Origin of the sequence: Amycolatopsis sp. 195334CR (assembly GCF_017309385.1) — a bacterium.
Lineage (GTDB): Bacteria > Actinomycetota > Actinomycetes > Mycobacteriales > Pseudonocardiaceae > Amycolatopsis.
Genome location: NZ_JAFJMJ010000007.1, coordinates 1 through 3,309, shown reverse-complemented (window position 1 = coordinate 3,309; position 3,309 = coordinate 1). Strand labels below are relative to the sequence as shown.

The following is a 3,309-nucleotide window of genomic DNA, read 5'->3' as shown; positions in this document are numbered from 1 at the left end:
TGGCACGCTGTTGGGTCCTGAGGCAGCACGCTGGTGTTGTTTCTGGTGTGGTGTTTGAGAACTGTAGAGTGGATGCGAGCATCTTTGTGGTCAAGTTGTTAAGAGCACATGGTGGATGTCTAGGCATCAGGAGCCGATGAAGGACGTGGGAGGCTGCGATAAGCCTCGGGGAGCTGTCAACCGAGCTGAGATCCGAGGGTGTCCGAATGGGGAAACCCAGCACCAGTGATGTGGTGTTACCCGCACCTGAATATATAGGGTGTGTGGAGGGAACGCGGGGAAGTGAAACATCTCAGTACCCGTAGGAAGAGAAAACAACCGTGATTCCGTGAGTAGTGGCGAGCGAAAGCGGATGAGGCTAAACCGTGCGCATGTCAAGCTGTCAGGCGTTGTGTGTGCGGTGTTGTGGGACCTGTCTTCCAGAAACTGACATTTCTGGCGCGATGCTGCATGGTTAGTGGAATCACCTGGGATGGTGGACCGGAGTGGGTGAGAGTCCCGTACGCGAAAACTGTGTGGGTGTTGTGTGATGGTGTTCCCGAGTAGCAGCGAGCTCGTGGAATTTGCTGTGAATCTGCCGGGACCACCCGGTAAGCCTAAATACTTCCTGGTGACCGATAGCGGACTAGTACCGTGAGGGAAAGATGAAAAGTACCCCGGGAGGGGAGTGAAAGAGTACCTGAAACCGTGTGCTTACAAGCCGTCAGAGCCTTGTGAAGGGTGATGGCGTGCCTTTTGAAGAATGAGCCTGCGAGTTAGTGCTGCGTGGCGAGGTTAACCCGTGTGGGGTAGCCGTAGCGAAAGCGAGTCTGAATAGGGCGTTTTGAGTCGCGTGGTCTAGACCCGAAGCGGAGTGATCTACCCATGGCCAGGGTGAAGCGCCGGTAAGACGGTGTGGAGGCCCGAACCCACTTAGGTTGAAAACTGAGGGGATGAGCTGTGGGTAGGGGTGAAAGGCCAATCAAACTCCGTGATAGCTGGTTCTCCCCGAAATGCATTTAGGTGCAGCGTCGCATGTTTCTTCTTGGGGGTAGAGCTACTGGATGGCCTAGGGGCCTTACCGGGTTACCGAAGTCAACCAAACTCCGAATACCGAGAAGTGAGAGTGCGGCAGTGAGACGGCGGGGGATAAGCTTCGTCGTCGAGAGGGAAACAGCCCAGAACACCAGCTAAGGCCCCTAAGTGTGTGCTCAGTGGGAAAGGATGTGGGATTGCCCAGACAACCAGGAGGTTGGCTTAGAAGCAGCCACCCTTGAAAGAGTGCGTAATAGCTCACTGGTCAAGTGGTCCTGCGCCGACAATGTAGCGGGGCTTAAGCACACCGCCGAAGCTGTGTCATTGACACATTTGATCCGCTTCGCTCTTCGGAGCGTTGTGTAGTCGTGTTGATGGGTAGGGGAGCGTCCTGCATCCAGGGAAGCCGCGGTGTAAACCAGCGGTGGAGGGTGTGGGAGTGAGAATGCAGGCATGAGTAGCGAATGCAGAGTGAGAAACTCTGCCGCCGGATGACCAAGGGTTCCTGGGCCAGGCTAATCCGCCCAGGGTAAGTCGGGACCTAAGGCGAGGCCGACAGGCGTAGTCGATGGACAACGGGTTGATATTCCCGTACCCGAGCACGTGCGTCCCTGATGAGGCAGTTGATACTAACCACCCAAAGCGTGATGTGAAGTCTTCGGATGGAGCGTCATTGTGGAGCGTGGGGCCTGATTCTGTAGTAGTCAAGTGATGGGGTGACGCAGGAAGGTAGCTCCGCCAGTGAATGGTAGTACTGGTGTAAGCGTGTAGGCCGAGTGGTAGGTAAATCCGCCGCTCATGAGGCTGAGACGTGATGCGTAGCCGATTGAGGTGAAGTAGAGTGATCCTATGCTGCCGAGAAAAGCCTCTAGCGAGTGCGTGCACGGCCCGTACCCCAAACCAACACAGGTGGTCAGGTAGAGAATACTAAGGCGATCGGGTGAACTGTGGTTAAGGAACTCGGCAAAATGCCCCCGTAACTTCGGGAGAAGGGGGGCCAAACATCCTGAAGCTTTTTACAGGCTAGGGGTGGGTGGCCGCAGAGACCAGCGGAAAGCGACTGTTTACTAAAAACACAGGTCCGTGCGAAGAAGTAATTCGATGTATACGGACTGACGCCTGCCCGGTGCTGGAACGTTAAGAGGACCGGTTAACTCCCTTTTGGGGGGTGAAGCTGAGAATTTAAGCGCCAGTAAACGGCGGTGGTAACTATAACCATCCTAAGGTAGCGAAATTCCTTGTCGGGTAAGTTCCGACCTGCACGAATGGCGTAACGACTTTCCGGCTGTCTCAACCACAGGCCCGGCGAAATTGCATTACGAGTAAAGATGCTCGTTACGCGCGGCAGGACGGAAAGACCCCGGGACCTTTACTATAGTTTGGTATTGGTTTTCGGTTCGGTTTGTGTAGGATAGGTGGGAGACTGTGAAGCGCTCACGCTAGTGGGTGTGGAGTCGTTGTTGAAATACCACTCTGGCCGGATTGGGAATCTGAACCTACGCCCATGATCTGGGTGAGGGACAGTGCCTGATGGGTAGTTTAACTGGGGCGGTTGCCTCCCAAAGAGTAACGGAGGCGCCCAAAGGTTCCCTCAGCCTGGTTGGCAATCAGGTGTTGAGTGTAAGTGCACAAGGGAGCTTGACTGTGAGACTGACAGGTCGAGCAGGGACGAAAGTCGGGACTAGTGATCCGGCACCACCTGGTGGAAGGGGTGTCGCTCAACGGATAAAAGGTACCCCGGGGATAACAGGCTGATCTTGCCCAAGAGTCCATATCGACGGCATGGTTTGGCACCTCGATGTCGGCTCGTCGCATCCTGGGGCCGGAGTAGGTCCCAAGGGTTGGGCTGTTCGCCCATTAAAGCGGCACGCGAGCTGGGTTTAGAACGTCGTGAGACAGTTCGGTCCCTATCCGCCGCGCGCGTAGGATACTTGCGGAAGGCTGTCCCTAGTACGAGAGGACCGGGACGGACGAACCTCTGGTATGCCAGTTGTCACGCCAGTGGCATGGCTGGTTAGCTACGTTCGGAAGGGATAACCGCTGAAGGCATCTAAGCGGGAAGCCTGTTCCTAGATGAGGTATCCCACCCCTTTGTGGGTTAAGGCCCCCAAGAGACGATTGGGTTGATAGGCCAGAAATGGAAGCGCAGTAATGTGTGGAGTTGACTGGTACTAATAGGCCGAGGACTTGCTACAAAGGTGCTTCGCATCCACTCTACGGCTCTGAAACACCACACCAGAGCACGTGTTACGACACTAGTGTGTTTGTTTCGTAGTGTTTCGGTGGTTATAGCGG

At 55.3% G+C, this 3,309-nt stretch carries 1 rRNA gene; it reads left to right on the top strand.

Annotated features, from left to right (window positions below):
* Positions 1 to 88 precede the first annotated feature (88 nt).
* Positions 89 to 3,209, top strand: a 23S ribosomal RNA gene (locus JYK18_RS46380).
* The last annotated feature ends 100 nt before the right edge of the window (positions 3,210 to 3,309 follow it).